Annotated in this window: 15 protein-coding genes; 6 read left to right on the top strand and 9 right to left on the bottom strand. The window is 70.7% G+C overall.

The window, feature by feature from the left end; genetic code table 11:
- Positions 1-420: 420 nt before the first annotated feature.
- The 7 genes from ACFWV2_RS31220 to ACFWV2_RS31190 all read right to left on the bottom strand — a co-directional run bounded on the left by ACFWV2_RS31220 (position 421) and on the right by ACFWV2_RS31190 (position 6,551).
- On the bottom strand, positions 421-678 hold the full coding sequence (locus tag ACFWV2_RS31220; RefSeq protein WP_384410193.1) for a hypothetical protein: 258 nt from the start codon (positions 676-678) through the stop codon (positions 421-423).
- Between the two features lie 135 nt (positions 679-813).
- Entirely contained in the window at positions 814-1,566 is a 753-nt protein-coding gene (locus ACFWV2_RS31215; RefSeq protein WP_384410190.1) for a hypothetical protein, read from the bottom strand.
- Positions 1,567-1,834: 268 nt separating this feature from the next.
- A complete protein-coding gene (locus ACFWV2_RS31210) occupies positions 1,835-3,583 on the bottom strand; it encodes a hypothetical protein (protein WP_384410187.1) in 1,749 nt (582 codons plus the stop codon).
- A complete protein-coding gene (locus tag ACFWV2_RS31205) occupies positions 3,583-5,040 on the bottom strand; it encodes an MBL fold metallo-hydrolase (protein ID WP_384410184.1) in 1,458 nt (485 codons plus the stop codon). The genes ACFWV2_RS31210 and ACFWV2_RS31205 overlap by 1 nt, the downstream gene beginning before the upstream one ends.
- A 50-nt stretch (positions 5,041-5,090) precedes the next feature.
- Positions 5,091-5,237 carry a hypothetical protein gene (locus ACFWV2_RS31200; RefSeq protein WP_384410181.1) on the bottom strand — a complete coding sequence of 49 codons (147 nt, stop codon included), beginning with the start codon at positions 5,235-5,237 and terminating at the stop codon, positions 5,091-5,093.
- 226 nt (positions 5,238-5,463) lie between these two features.
- Positions 5,464-5,676, bottom strand: coding sequence for a DUF397 domain-containing protein (locus ACFWV2_RS31195; protein WP_384410178.1), 213 nt, complete (start codon positions 5,674-5,676; stop codon positions 5,464-5,466).
- Positions 5,673-6,551, bottom strand: a complete 879-nt coding sequence (locus ACFWV2_RS31190) for a helix-turn-helix domain-containing protein (RefSeq protein ID WP_384410175.1) — start codon at positions 6,549-6,551, stop codon at positions 5,673-5,675. Before ACFWV2_RS31190 ends, ACFWV2_RS31195 begins: the two co-directional genes overlap by 4 nt.
- A 935-nt stretch (positions 6,552-7,486) precedes the next feature.
- Between ACFWV2_RS31190 and ACFWV2_RS31185 the strand changes: the two genes are divergently transcribed.
- The 3 genes from ACFWV2_RS31185 to ACFWV2_RS31175 are packed head-to-tail and all read left to right on the top strand — an operon-like array spanning position 7,487 to position 9,098.
- The gene (locus ACFWV2_RS31185) at positions 7,487-7,909 is read left to right on the top strand and encodes a hypothetical protein (protein ID WP_384410172.1); all 423 of its coding nucleotides are present in this window, start codon (positions 7,487-7,489) and stop codon (positions 7,907-7,909) included.
- Entirely contained in the window at positions 7,906-8,319 is a 414-nt protein-coding gene (locus ACFWV2_RS31180; RefSeq protein WP_384410169.1) for a hypothetical protein, read from the top strand. Before ACFWV2_RS31185 ends, ACFWV2_RS31180 begins: the two co-directional genes overlap by 4 nt.
- Positions 8,316-9,098 carry a hypothetical protein gene (locus ACFWV2_RS31175; RefSeq protein WP_384410166.1) on the top strand — a complete coding sequence of 261 codons (783 nt, stop codon included), beginning with the start codon at positions 8,316-8,318 and terminating at the stop codon, positions 9,096-9,098. Before ACFWV2_RS31180 ends, ACFWV2_RS31175 begins: the two co-directional genes overlap by 4 nt.
- Positions 9,099-9,386: 288 nt before the next feature.
- Here ACFWV2_RS31175 and ACFWV2_RS31170 read toward each other — a convergent pair whose 3' ends face one another.
- Positions 9,387-9,848: a hypothetical protein gene (locus ACFWV2_RS31170; protein WP_384410162.1), complete on the bottom strand. Its 462-nt coding sequence runs from the start codon at positions 9,846-9,848 to the stop codon at positions 9,387-9,389.
- A gap of 411 nt (positions 9,849-10,259) precedes the next feature.
- Here ACFWV2_RS31170 and ACFWV2_RS31165 point away from each other — a divergent pair, with 411 nt between their 5' ends.
- The 3 genes from ACFWV2_RS31165 (at position 10,260) to ACFWV2_RS31155 (ending at position 11,763) form a co-directional block, all read left to right on the top strand.
- Positions 10,260-10,649, top strand: a complete 390-nt coding sequence (locus ACFWV2_RS31165; protein WP_384410159.1) for a hypothetical protein — start codon at positions 10,260-10,262, stop codon at positions 10,647-10,649.
- A 13-nt stretch (positions 10,650-10,662) separates the two neighbouring features.
- Complete coding sequence (locus ACFWV2_RS31160) at positions 10,663-10,914, top strand: hypothetical protein (RefSeq protein WP_384410156.1); 252 nt, start codon at positions 10,663-10,665, stop codon at positions 10,912-10,914.
- A 40-nt stretch (positions 10,915-10,954) separates the two neighbouring features.
- Positions 10,955-11,763, top strand: a protein-coding gene (locus tag ACFWV2_RS31155) for an IS5 family transposase (protein WP_384410154.1) whose coding sequence is annotated in 2 segments (ribosomal slippage) — positions 10,955-11,294 and positions 11,294-11,763 — 810 coding nt in all. Because the reading frame shifts where the segments join, the coding sequence is not laid out codon by codon here.
- Between the two features lie 191 nt (positions 11,764-11,954).
- On the opposite strand, the gene ACFWV2_RS31150 is transcribed toward ACFWV2_RS31155, so the two are convergent.
- Positions 11,955-12,886, bottom strand: a protein-coding gene (locus ACFWV2_RS31150; protein WP_384410151.1) for an IS5 family transposase whose coding sequence is annotated in 2 segments (ribosomal slippage) — positions 11,955-12,536 and positions 12,539-12,886 — 930 coding nt in all. Because the reading frame shifts where the segments join, the coding sequence is not laid out codon by codon here.
- Positions 12,887-12,889 lie beyond the last annotated feature (3 nt).

Genomic DNA, 12,889 nt, shown 5'->3' with positions numbered 1-12,889 from the left:
GTCAACACCCGGCAACAACGGCGCTATCCGACCCCACGCCGCATCCGTCAGCTCACCACGACCCACCACAAGATCAATTATCAGACAGGGCCTAGTAGAACGGTGTCCCCGCACCGAGGTGCGGGGACACACAGGGCGGCGCTCCAACGACCAGTCGGCACGACCACCCCGCGAGCACCGTAGCGGGCCTCAGCCGCCGATCCGACCGGTCCCCGACGCGAATGACCCAGACGAACGACAGCGCGTACCGCGGCCTTGACGGGTCCCGGTGAGGACTCAGTCGCCTGCGGCCTACGCGAGACGAGCGTTCCGATGGCCGTGGGGGTCTGTCCGCGCTTCGTCGCGCATCCTGGCACTCGTGCGGCTTCGCCGTCGTACGGACGCTGGGTCGCCCCGCCCGGTACGCCGAGAGGCGCGTGGTCACAGGTCCATGTACTCGTAGTGCCGAAGGCGGGAGCCGGCGGCCTGCTCGGTCATACCCAGGACCTGGGCGACCTGAGCGAGAGGGAGTTGTTCGCTGCTGGTGACGATCCGGGTGGCGAGGGGACCGAAGAACGCGACGGTCGCCTCCAGCTCACCGGCCGCCTTCACCACGGCGAGCGGATCGTCGTCGACGAGCTCGTCCAGGCGCTCGCGCACCCGCCGCAGCAGGCCGGCCAGGTCCTCGGGGAGCGGCACCGCTCTTGCGGCGACCTCATCCAGGTGGCTCTCCCAGTCCCGTTTGGGCCCCTGAGCGAGGGGCCTTCGGCCCCGCCGCAGTACTACTGGGCCGGAGTGCCGAGCGGACATCCCTCTGGGCGTCGTCCCGCCTCGTCACCGCTCTGAGATCTCGCCCTCCATGTTGTATCGAAGGTGGTCGCGGCAGTTGGGGCGTCCTTGCAGCGGTGGCAGCCCCGCGGCCACGCCTGCGTGCCAGATCGCCTCGACCATGATGCCGGCCGCCTCCATCCACTCCTCATCGCCGGAGAATCGGACGGCGGCGGCGCGGGCCATCGCCCGGGCGGCCTTCCTCGCCGCCACGGCGGTCGCAGTGTCAGGGCCGGTGAGCTCCGCAGCGGTTTCGTAGGTGAACGGGTCGCGCCCCGGGAAGCGAACAACATCGGAGCACCACTCGGGATCGTCGGCGAACACGTCGAGTGCGGCGCGTGCGAGAGCACGCCCGTCGGGCATCGTCCCGGCCTTCGACAGGGCGAGGAAGGCCGCGTGGTACACCTCCGCATTCGTGTCCCACGACAGCCGCTCGAAACCAGCACGGCCGAGGACGGCTTCGGCGGCATCGGAGCAGGCCCGGGACACTTCCTGCACCCGGGCGTTGTCGGTGTAGTAGTAGCGCTGCTCGAACTCCCCACCAGCCTCGAACCAGGTGGACGCCTCGGTGGCGACGGCCTCGACGGCCAGGAGGTGGTCGGCGGCCTCGGTGAGGCCGACCGCCCGGAGTTCGCGCGCGAGCCGGGCGCTGCTGTCCTCATAGGGCTCGCAGAGTTTGAGGCACAGGGTGTACGGCAAGCCGGTCACGGCCTGGATCTGGCGGGCGAGCCCCTGGGCGCGAGTTTGCTTCTTCGGCATCGGTCTCTCGGATTCCGGCGGGCTCCTGCCCACGCCCTGCCCGCCCCGGTTGCTCGATGCGTCGATGACTACGGGGAACGCGGGCCTGATGAGACCTTCACCCGTGGATCGCCTGCTGCGTGGGAGCCGACGGCGGGGGGCTGTACGCGCCTTGCCGTCCGGCAGCGTAGCAGCCCCGGCTGCGTGGGTCTGAGCGGAGCCGCCATCTGTCGCTCGGTCGAGGGGCGTTCTCCCAGAGGGGGGGACGCCCCTGGACTTGGGACGCTATCTACACCGTGGCAGTGGACTGCCGGTTCTTCGGGCTCGTCGTTGTGGCGGTGGTGATCAGGGCTTCCAGAGTGGGGTCTGCCCAAGGGCGGTCGTTGGTGATGTTCCGGCGGCGGCCGGCGGAGATGTCGGCGTACAGCGCGGTGTGGGCTCCAGCGGGGTCGCCGCGGTAGTCGGTGATCCGTACGCCGGTCCAGGCCCAGTAGAGGGAGGCGCCGAGGGCGTACACCTCGGCGGCAGGGGTGAGGGGGACGTCGACGTCATCGCCGGTGGCGAGGAGTTGAGCAGCGATCTCGGGGGCGATGACGTGGATGAGGCCGCCCCTGTACGGCGTCGCCGACGGCGTGAGGTCGCGGTGGCGGGCGCGGTCATAGTCGATGAACCGGGGCCCGCCGCTGGTGATGATCACGTTCTCGGCCTGCATGTCGCCGTGGATCCATCCGGCCGCGTGCAGCTCGGCGAGGGCGGCGAACGCGGCACGGGCGGCGTCACGCATGCGGGTCCGCTGGGCTTCGGTTGCGTGGCCTTCGCGGGCGGGAGCGAACACCTCCCACAGGGACGGGCCGTCGAGGCGGGGCAGGGCGAGCCACCGGCCGAGGTCGCCATGCCCGTGCCGGATGCCAGGGTGTCGGCCCTGGTCGCGCAGGAGGGTGTAGGCGGCGGTTTCGTGGGCGAGGTCCCCGCGAGCGCCGGGGACGGCGGTCTTGATGATCTGGTCTCCGACCTGCCAGACGTCGGAGCCTTTCCGGCCGGTCAGGTGCTTGGGCGGCCCGTCGAGCTGGAGGGCGGTCATGGCGGTGCCGACGAGCGTGAGGGCGGGGGCGGTGGGTTCCACTGGGGTGTCCTTCGGGGAGCGCGGGGAGGGGGGCGGGGCGGCGAGGCCGTCGAGCGTATCGAGCCCGGTGGCTCTGGCGAACGCGGTGAGCGCGGCCCGCAGGGCGGGGCCGGTCCAGGTGATGCCGTGGCGTGCGGTGGCCGCGCGGTAGAGCGCGAGTACCTCGCGGCCGGGGAGCTCGCGGCCGGCTTGGCGCAGAACGGCCGGGAGGGTAACGAGGTCGACCAGGCCGGTGATGTCCGGCCTGAGGGTCTCGATGTCGACGAGGACCAGGCCGCCGCGACGACGACGGCGGGCGTGCTCGGGCTTGAGGTCGAGGTGCCCGATGGGGATCGCGCTGCCGCCGTGCGCGGTCCGGACGAGCGCGAGGACATCGGTCCAGGCCTGAGCGTCGGGCAGCCAGGCCGGGGGCGGGGCGGCGGTGAGACGGTCGAGCCGGAAGACGTCGAAGACGGCGGCAAGTTCGGAGGGGAGGGAGGCGGGGGCCGCGTGGACGGCGGCGACTGCGTCGACGAGGCGGCGCGGGGCGGTCGGGCACGTCCAGTCGACGGGACGGGGGATGTGCTCGATCAGCAGGGAGCGGGAGGCGTCGTCGACGTCCAGGAGGAGGGGCAGGGCGGGGCTGTGTCCGGCGAGCGCGTAGGCGAGCGCCTCGGCGTTGTGGGCCGCCGGGTCGGCGTGGATCTTGAGGACGGCGCGGGCCGGGGTGCCGATGGCGGCCACAGCGGCTGTGGCCCGTGCGGCGAGGACGTGCACGGGCCCGTCCGGCATCCCAGGGGCGTCGAGGCGGGCCAGTGCCTTGCGCAGGAGGTCCGTGGCGGCGGCCGGGTCGGTCGGCAGAGGGGTGGTGAGCCAGCCGTGCGGGCGGATGCGGATCAGGCCGCGCAGCGCTTCGGCCGCCGTCGCGGACCGCATCAGCCGGTGTGCCGGGCGTCGAGGTGCCCGAGCGCGTACGCGTAGGAGCGGGCGGCGAGGTCGGGCCGCTGGTGTTCTCCGTAGACGGCGAACAGGCTGTAGACGAGGGAGTCGAGCGGGCGGCCGATGTTCCAGAACCGGGCGGTGGTGCCGGCGACGTCCCAGACCTGTACGTGCCCGCGCAGGATGCCGATCAGGTCCTGGAGGGGCATCGTCATGCCGAACGGGTAGACGCCCATGGCCTCGTCCAGGGCGAGCGGATCCGCCGGGTCGAACGCCGCGGTGGTGGCGTTCCAGGCGTAGTGCAGCGTGCGCCCGTCGGGGCCGTCGGTGAGCGCGAGGTAGATGCGGTGCGGGCCGAGGGGGCCGGTGAGGTACTCGTGGATGCTGACCGCGAGTTGCGCGGCGGGCGTGGGCACGAGGTCACGGCCCAGCCGGGGAAGCTCGGCGTCGAGCTCGGTGAGTGCGGCCGGCAGGTCGTCGATCGGCGGGGCGATCGGGATGAGGGGCGGGGCGAAGGGGTCGGTGAGGTAGGCGGCGTGCGCGGCGAGCTGCTCGGCCTCGAACTCCTCGTCGATCGTGACCCAGCCGACCCGGTCACGGGTCACCGGATCCTCGGCGGGGACGGTCAGGCGGTCGCCGGGCCGGGGCCCGTGGACGCGGAAGAGGTCCTGGGAGGCGTTGGCGAGCGCGGCCATGGCCGGATGGTCGGCGTACAGGTAGGGGCCGTGCGGGGAGTGAGCGGGGAGGAAGCCGTTCCCGCACAGCGCTACGTCCGTCAGGCCGTCGAGGGGCCGGAGGTAGGCGAGGAGCAGTTCGTTGAGGACGTGCAGGCCGCTCTTGCGGGACCGCTCGTCGCCGGCGCCGGGCAACAGGTTGCCGGTGTCGGCGGGCGCGGGCCGGATCTGGGAGTTGTTGGAGACGACGGCCATGCGTGGCATCGGCTCGCGTCCGGCCTGGATCTCGTCCACGTAGACGTCGGACAGGTCCGCGTCCACGCCGATGACGACCGCCGGGCCGTCGCCGACTCGGACGACGGGCTGAACGACGCGCTTCTCCCAGAACAGGGTCCGGGCCCCGGCGGGGAACAGGCGCATCGTCAGCTCTCCGTACCGGATGAGGCCGGTGTGATCGGTGCGGTGGACGGTGAAGCCGAGCGACTCGATCGCCTCGGACACGGCGGCGGGCAGCAGCGGCCCGGTGAACACCGGCACGGTGCGGTCGAGGCGGGCGAGCGTGGGCAGGTGGAAGTGGTCGAGGTGCTCGTGGGTCAGTACGAGCGCGTCGAGCGGGCCCAGGGCGCCGGGCTCGACAGCGTCGCGTGGCGGCCAGATACGGAACTCGAGCTCCGGTGACAGGCCGAAGCCGCGGCCGAGGACGGGGTCGACCAGGATGCGGTGGCCGTCGCCCTCCACGAGCCAGGTCTGATGACCGACGAACGTCAGGGTCAGAGTCACGGTGTGGTCCTTCCAGGCGAGTGAGCGGGAACGAGAAGGGAGGTGGTGCGTCAGTGGTGGTACGAGACCGGCGCGGCCATCAGCTCGCCGTTGCCGACCTGCGCGGCCACGCGCGCCTGGAGCTTCGCGACGTCCTGCGCGCTCGGCTTGCGTACGGCGGGCTTGGTCTCCTGAGCGGTCACCTTCGTCTTGGCCATCTCTGCCTCCCGGATCGGGTGGATAGGGAACAGCCGGACCGATCGCACCGGCCCGGCCCAACAGAGCGTGACATTGAATTTCAATGATCGGTATACGCATCGCTGAAAATCATTCGCATGGGTGGGAGTTGGCACGTGCTCCCGGCAACCGGGCAGCCTCCCCGGCGCCGGGCAGCACGAAGGGGCCGCCCCCGCGGGGGCGGCCCCTTCGTGCTGCGTAGGGGCGTTACAGGGCGCCGGAGGCGACGGCGTCGACCGCCGTGGTGAAGGCGCTCGCGGCGAAGGTGAGGACCGGCCCGGCGGGGGCCTTGGAGTCCCGTACGCCGACGGCGGCGTGCGCGCTCGTGTTGACCTCGACGCACTCGTTCTGCGCGGCGCTCGCCGACGACTTGAACCAGGCGTCAGGGGCGAACTGGACGGGGGGCTTGGCGGCGCTCATGCGTCGTACTCCGATCGTGCGGCGGTCAGCAGTTCCAGTGTCCGGCCCTTGTCGGCCGCCTGGCTGCGCAGGTCATCAAACATGGCCCTGTAGCTGGTGACATCGTCGGGGTCATCGAGGTACATACCGCGTCGGTGGAGTTCGAGGTAGACGACGGACATGGAGTTGACCGGTTCGCCCACGTCCTCGCGGCCCAGGATCAGGAAATGGCCGCCGCTGCCCGCGTCGGGGGCGCCGACGTCGAAGGGCAGGATCTGGACGCGGACGCGGGGGTGACCAGCGAGGCGGGACAGGTGGTCTATCTGTTCGGCCATCACTGCCGCTGAGCCCACGCGCCGCTTGAGGACGGCCTGGTCCAGGATGATCCACAGCCTCATGTCCTCGCGGTCGAGGATGTGCTGACGCCTCATCCGGGCCTCGACCCGGGCGTCGATGACCGCCGGGTCCGCCTGGGGGTCCTGCTGCTCGTGCAGGTGCCGGGCGTACGCCGGGGTCTGGGCGAGTCCGGGGACGAGCGAGGTCGCCCACACGTACTCGTACTCCGCGATCTCCTCGAACGCGTGCAGCGCGTTCAGCCAGGGCGCCGCCTGGGCGTTGTCCATCCACCAGCCGGCTGCCTGGGAGCGGGCGAGCTCGACCAGGATCTCGGTCTGCTCATCCGTCGCACCGGCGGCCTCCGCGATGGCCCGCAGGGTCGGGATCCTGAGGGCGCCGCGGTCCTGCCAGGTGAGGTAGCGGGTGACGGTGCCGGAGGAGACCTCGGCGGCACGCGCAACGTCGTTCTGTGTCAGGCCCTTGGCGTCCATGAGCTGGCGGAGCCCGCGCGCGATCTGCATCCGGCTGGCGGGCCCTGCCGCCTTGCCCCGTGTCGTCATGTCCACCCCTCCGCCTGAGCCGTACCGCGGTTCTCCGGCACGCGCTCGATCACCAACCGCAGAGTACGCGGCACCGGTCACGGTGTTCCTCCCTCTCCTTGTCCCCGAGAAGGGGGAAGTTCAGCCGAACGGGTATCAGTCATTGAAATTCAATGGCAGTGTTTCAACTAGCACCGGCCCATGTGTGGTGAATCACGCAACGTGACGCAAGGTGCAACCCCGAAGACATCGGACGAGGGGACCGACGCACCAATGCCCGCACACAGCACGACGTCCGCGGATATCCGTGCCACCGACCATGACCCTTCCGGCCTCACCGCCGCCCAGCGAGCCCAGTTACACGCCCAGACCTGCGCGGGGGGATGCGGCTCACGCCACCTCACCCGTGACGGCGGATACGCCTACGTGCGATCCGGCACCGAGGGCGCCAGGCTCGGCTATCCGGTCAGGCTCTGCGCCAACTGCCCGACCCTGGGGAGCAGCTGATGAGCCAGGACGCATCCGACGCCGGAGCCCACTGGCTGGCCCGAGCCCGGCACTCGTCGTCGTGGGCGGTCTGGAACGAGTGGCTGCACGGCACCTGGGCCCTTGTGCCCACCGGACACGAGTGGGACGTCATCGCGATGCCGCAACGACGGCTGACCGGCGCGGCCGAGCACCGGCCAAAGACGTGGGCGGACGTCCCGGTCCGCCGACCTCGGCGCCCGCTACGCCTATGTGTGGGTGCCCGCCGGCACCCACACCACGTGGGACGTCCCCGGCACCACCGCCCTCGGCCACCCGTGGTGGATCGCCGTCCCCCGGCCCGGCGGCCCACAAATCCCCGAGCGCCGCTGGGTGCAGAGCCCCGGCCGCTGCCCCCGCCTCATGGACCCCGATGCCCTGCGGCACGCCCTGCTGGCCTCACCGGCCGCCGACACCGCGGAGGAAAGCGCGTGAGCACGATCGTCCCCCGCCTGTTCCGCGTACGGGTGCCGGGACCCGAGGACGGCCCCGACTTCCGCGAGGTCCGCACCCTGCCCGCGGAAGCGGCCGACACCCCCGCGACGGCTGCACTGCGAACCGGGGTGATGTACGGACTCCTGTGCCTGCCCGAGAGCGATGTTGAGCGGCTGGCCCATGTGGCCGGCGAGCTCGCCGAGCACGTGGCCGGGTGCGTCCTGAGCGAGACCGTCCTACTCGTCACGGACTACCACCGCGGAGTGGCGACCATCAGCGTGATCGCCCCTGCCGGGCGCATCTGGCGAGCGCTGGACCCGGGCTCTCTCGTGCACGTCACGTCCACGGACCAGATTGGTGTCATCCCGCACGACATGGGCCCGAGCGCCTACGTGCAGATGAAGGCGGCCCGGCCGTGATCCACTGCGAGACGTGGGCCGGGACCCCGGCCGACCCGTACACATGGCTCCTCTTCCGAGACAGCGCCCCGACGCCGTCCGGTGCGGTGCGGCGGCTGACGGCGGCGGCCGAGTGGCTCGCCGACCGGCTCGACGACGACCCCGACGACCCCCGCCCCTTTCCCGGCGCCACCCTGCGCCGCTGGCTCGACGACCACATCGGTCGCGAGGACGTCGCCCACCGACTCACCACCGGCGCGTACGTCCATGAGGCGGTGAGCATTACCGGCGCCGGCCACGTCCTCTACATCCTGACCGCGATGCCCGCCGGCGGGTGCGTCTGCCACCGGCCCCGCCCCCTCACCGCGGCGGCCCGGCCCAGCGTCGACGCGGCCGTGGGCCCGGCCGTGGCGGGCGGGTGGTCAAGGTGACACCCCCGAGCGTGGCCGACGTCCTCGCCATGGCGGGCGAGCAGATCCTCACGGCGGCGCGGATCGCGTGGCCGGGTGCCGAGGTGACGTCCGGCCCGGTGACGCCGTCCGTCACCAGCTATGTGCAGCAGGTCGACATCGACGGCCGCCGCCTGTACGCGAAGACGTCGGTGTGCGGGGTCTCGCTGGTGTCGGTGCTGCGTGGGGCGTGCGGCGACCTCGCGGCGGTCTGCGCCCGCCAGGCTGCCTATCTCGTCTCGCCCGGCTCGCTCATGGAGCGCGAGGCCGCGCAGCTGCGGACCCTGGCCGGGCCCGCCGGACTCGCCACGGTTTCCCTGGCCGGATACGCCCACGGTGTTCTGTTCACCGAGCCGGTGACGGGGCCGACACTCGCGGACCTGATCCAGACCGAGCCGGACCGAACCCGCGAGCTCCTCGCCCTGGTCGTGCGCGACGTCGCTGAGGGCCTGGCCCGCGACGGCGTCGCCGAGGCCGTCGGCCGTGCCCCTATCCGCGAGCGCGGCATCTCCGGCACGTACCAGACGCATGGCGGCCCAGGGGGCGATCTGCGGGAGGAGGATTCCGGCCGCGTGACCCTCGGTGGCGAGGGGGATGGACAGCCAGCTTGTGAGAGATGTCGCGCGGCATTCAGGATGGCGACTTCTTCGACGAGACGACCGAGGACCGCTACCCCGACGTCTTCGGGCTTCTTCCCCCGCCCGCCGACCACACCGCCCTGCACACGAGGCTGGCTGACCTGCCCCGTCAGGGGCTCGTGATGGGCCACGACACCAACGCCAACGCCGCCCTCCTCAAGGAGGCCGTCAGCCGTCTCGGCGCCTGACCTGCAAACCGCCGGTCCGCGCCCCCCATCGCAGACCGGCCCCACCCCGGTGCCCCTCCTCGCCCCAGCCGCGCGAGGAGGGGCACCGCCATGTCACGGCCGGATAGTGAAGCGGGCGCGTGATGTCACCCCAACGCGATCAAGTCACCGGGGACTGGCCCGGGTGTGAGTAGTTGAGGTACAGGAAGTAGCGCTGAGACTGATCATGGTTGTGCGCCGGGGGTCAGCTCTCCGTATCCACGTCGGCCTGGATCTTCTCGATGAGGGCCCGAAGTTGATCAGCGTGCAGCGGGAGCTGGTCGTCCCTCAGTGTCAACAATCCATCTCTTAGCGGGCCTTCTGCGAGGACCAGTGCCCGTGCGACATGCTTCGACCAGTCGCTTGGGGCACCAGAGACAGAGCTCTGAGACGCCGCCTGCCCTGCTTCCAGCAAGGCGCTGTATACGGCGCGCTTGTGCATCTGGAAAGCGGCGAAGCGCTCTTGTCGGTCAGCATGATGCTGGCGTTTCGACGTTTCCTTCAGCTGTTCCAGCTCCGCCTCGGCTCGCTGCAGCAGCTGTTCCAGCTCTGCCTCGGCTCGCTGCTTGGCTTGATCCTTCGCCGTTCGGCTGGTGCTGAACGTACCGAAAACGCCCACTGCTCCTGTGATGAGAGCTGTGGCGGCGACCACCCAGTCCGAAGCCATGACATTCCCGTCGTTGAGCGACTGGTCCGTTCCCTCGTGGCGGATGGGGGTTGGCAGCCCGCCGCCACTGCCCCACGATTGCCCGCGCCGGAATTGGGCGCATGTCGAAGTGCTTCGAACGGAGTCACTGCGATCCGGGATGCTGACGTCACCACGAGGGGCGGGGTCCGGACGGGTGCCAGGAGCCCCGCCCGGACGGTGAGTTCCCCAGCGCCGAACCATGATCAATCTCAGCGCTACTTCCTGTACCGCGACTACTTGCACCCGTGGCCCGTGACGGGGGCGAGCACCCGAACGTCACAGCCCTCGCCTGAGGCGCTGGCGCGGACTACCTGGCCCGTTCGGGTGACGGTTGTCGCAGGTGGCGCGTACGACTAGCCTCATCAATTCGAACAGAGGTACGTTTCTGGAGTGAGCGAGAAAGACACCCCGGACCCGTATGGCTTCCCCGACGACCTCAAGCAGCTCCAGGCCCGCCTGCATAAGGCACACGCCGACTACCAGGCCCTGTGCCGGACCCTCCCGTGGTCCGTCGAGCCGTTGCCCGGCTGGCCCGGCACCGTTCACCCCCACACCGGAGAGGTGACCGGCGGGCGTGAGCCGTCGCCCGGCTACACCCCGGAGCAGGCCGCCGAGGAGAAGCGCCTGTGGGACCTCGTACGCGAGCTGTCGATCGCGGTGTCCACACACCCGTATTGGGCCACGCCGGAACGCGGCCCCGAGCTGGTCAAGGCCAGGATGGCGCTCAAGACCCACCAGGACGTCCTGGCCGCCGTCACGGGTCTGGCCGAGGCGGCGTGAGCGGGTGCCTGCCGTGGAGATGCCGATAGCGGAGCGGCTGGAGAAGAAGCGGACGCTGCTGGAGTGGCTGCGCTACCAAACGGCGGCCACCGAGCGGGAAATCCGGGACCTGGAGCGTGAGGTGGCGGAGGCGGCGCGGCGCAGGGAGGTCGCGCGCCGTGAGATGGCGTGGGTGGTGTCCGCGCCGCGCGCCGTCGACGGCCACCCGGTCCTGCACCGGGGAAACTGCAGCCTTACTGATCGTTTCAGAATGAGTTCGGCGTGAGGGCTTGGCGGACGGATCTGGTGTCGGCAAAGTGGTGCGGGTGTCGGATGATCTTGTGCCTGATGACCTGTGGGAACGCATCGCTCCGCTGATGCCACCCCGCCCGCCGCGGCGCCATCGGTATCCGGGGCGTCTGCCGGCGGACGACCGCGCCGCCTTGCGGGGCATCGTTTACGTGCTGCGCAAGAACGTGAGCTGGAGAGACGTGCCCGCCGAGCGGACCGGCTGCAGCGGGGTGACGGCCTGGCGGCGTCTGCGGGACTGGACCGAGGCCGGCGTCTGGCCCCGCCTGCACGAAGTCCTCCTGGCCGAGCTGCGCAAGGCCGGTCTGCTGGACATGGACGACTGCGCGATCGACGGCTCGCACATCAGGGCCCTGAAAGGGGGGCTCACACCGGACCTTCGCCGGTCGACCGCGCCCGGCCGGGCAGCAAGCACCACCTGATCGTCGACCGACACGGCACACCCCTCGCCGTCTCGCTGACCGACGGAAACCGGCACGACGTCACCCAGCTGACGCCGCTGCTGGACGCGATCCCCCGCATCCGAGGACTCCGCGGACGGCCTCGGCATCAGCCGGGCCGGCTGTTCGCCGACCGCGGCTACGACTACGACAAGTACCGCCGCATCCTCCGGGCCCGCGGCATCACACCCAAGATCGCCCGCCGAGGCGTCCCACACGGCTCCGGCCTGGGCAAGACCCGCTGGGTCGTCGAGCGGACCTTCGCCTGGCTCCACCAGTTCAAACGGCTCCGGACCCGCTACGAGATACGCGCCGACCTCCACCTCGGACTACTCCAACTCGCCTGCAGCATCATCTGCTTGAGACGCCTACGAACCGCATTCTGAAACGATCAGTTAGGGCCCAGTACGGGGCCGGTGAGCTCCTGGACCGTGAGGGTGTGATGGGCGCGGCCGAGGAGTATCCGGACCTGGAGATGTGCGACATCTGCATGCCGTGGGGGAGCCTCGGGATCTCCCAGCCGACACCCGGGCGGGCGCCGGCGGGGGACGAGTTCGCTTAGGCACTGTTTCTCGGATCATGTTCTGAGCCAGATGACGAGGGCTGCGAGGGTGACGGTGCCGAGGTAGATGTAGGCGCGTTTCTCGTAGCGGGTGGCGACGGCACGGAAGCCTTTCAGGCGGTTGATTGCGCGTTCGACGGTGTTGCGCTTCTTGTATCGCTCGCTGTCGAAGCCAGTGGGACGGCCGCCTCGGGAACCGCGATTCTTGCGGTGTCTCTGCTGGTCGAGGCGTTCGGGGATGGTGTGCCGGATTCCGCGTCGTCGCAGGTAACGACGGTTCTTCCGAGAGGTGTAGGCCTTGTCCGCCAGGACATGGTCGGGCCGGGTCCGGGGCCGGCCGACTCCGATACGGGGCACGGAGACCTGCTCCAGCACTCGCTCGAACTGGGGGCCGTCACCGTAGTGTCCGGGTGTCAGGACGAGGGCGAGGGGCCGGCATCGCCCGTCCGCGGCAAGGTGGATTTTGGTGGTGAATCCGCCGCGGGAACGTCCCAGACACTCGCCGATCTGACCACTTCCTCCAGCCGGACCGCCAGTTTCCTCAACACCGGATCGACCTGGTTCGTCCCCCCAGCGATCCCCTTTTGAGGGACCGCGGCCGCCGGCGCCTTCCTCGCGCCGGCGGCGTGCTGGTGGGCCCGCACAGCAGTCGAGTCCACCGAGACGTCCCAGTCGATCTGGCCCGCGGCGTCCTCGGCCGCCTGGATCCGCGACAGCAGCATCGTCCATGTTCCATCCGCTGACCAGCGGCGATGGCGTTTGTAAACGGTCTCCCACGGCCCGAACCGCTCCGGAAGATCCCTCCACTGCACGCCCGTCCGGACCCGGTAGAGCACCCCGTTGATCACCCGACGGTGGTCACTCCACCGGCCCCCGCGGGCCCCACCCGGAGGCAAGAACGACTCCAGCCGGTCCCACTCCGCATTCGTCAGATCCCCACGGCCCATACA

It is taken from the genome of Streptomyces sp. NPDC058671 (assembly GCF_042716475.1).
Taxonomy (GTDB): domain Bacteria; phylum Actinomycetota; class Actinomycetes; order Streptomycetales; family Streptomycetaceae; genus Streptomyces.
This window is presented reverse-complemented; position numbering and strand designations above follow the sequence as displayed.